The organism is Roseibium sp. RKSG952 (genome assembly GCF_009711355.1).
Genome location: NZ_SMMF01000425.1, coordinates 1 through 926, shown reverse-complemented (window position 1 = coordinate 926; position 926 = coordinate 1). Strand labels below are relative to the sequence as shown.

Here is a 926-nt window from a genome sequence, read left to right as displayed (position 1 = left end):
AGTTCTCCGCCGGATAGGCGGCTCTGAAGTGGTAATCCGTGGCCGAGGTCTTCGACACCGCGTTCTCCGCCGGATAGGCGGCTCTGAAGTCTGAACTGAAGTTAATTTGTTGCGCTTTACGCGGATTCAAGTCAGCACCTTGAAATCAGAAATGAAAAACGTCCCCAGATTTGGCGATCATTCCCGGAGGCGGTTGCCAGGGACGCTGAAGCCTTAGACAGGATTGGAATTGATTCTTGCCTTTCATGCCGCCACCTTACTCATAATCAATCATGGAGGCATCACGCATGAAACTTTGGCACGGCGGACGCAGGCTCCACTGGCCCGTCGAAATCAGGCCCGCATCGGCCGATCGGGCCCAGGCGGGCCCCGGTTTTTATCTTACGAATAGGTACGAGCGCGCCTGTCAATACTCCCGCGGGGGAGGTACGACTTACATCGTCGATTTCAAGAAAGACATCACCCTGTCATCGGATGTCTCAATTCCTGTCGATGAGGTCCTCCGGTTTATGGATGGAGTTTCCCGAATTCCGAATCGAAAAGCTCTCCGCAAGGACCTTGAGTTCAACATTATCACGGGTGATCGCCACAAGGAGATCATCGCCGAGCACGTAATCAACCTCTTTGTGAATCACGACGCCTGTCGAGGCAAGGCGTATGTCGAGCTTGCCGAATTCATGACAGAACAGGGCGCAGACGCTTCAATCCAGAGGATCAGCGCGCGGGAAGAGTGGTTGGTTGTTCACAATCCGAGAGTAGTTAGTAACATAGCTCCGGTTCGCGCCGCCGACGTGAATCTCGAGGAACGCGAGCTGCCTCTGCCGTCGGAATTTTTGGCCGACAAGGCTTTGACTCCAGGTATGTAAATGTAGCAACTTGCATTTACGCCATGATCCATCCAGAGGCGCGGCAAACCCCTTCCTTCA

General features: G+C 53.9%; 1 protein-coding gene. It reads left to right on the top strand.

Annotated features, from left to right (window positions below):
* Positions 1–287 precede the first annotated feature (287 nt).
* Complete coding sequence (locus E1297_RS01355) at positions 288–866, top strand: hypothetical protein (protein ID WP_155132935.1); 579 nt, start codon at positions 288–290, stop codon at positions 864–866.
* Positions 867–926: the final 60 nt, after the last annotated feature.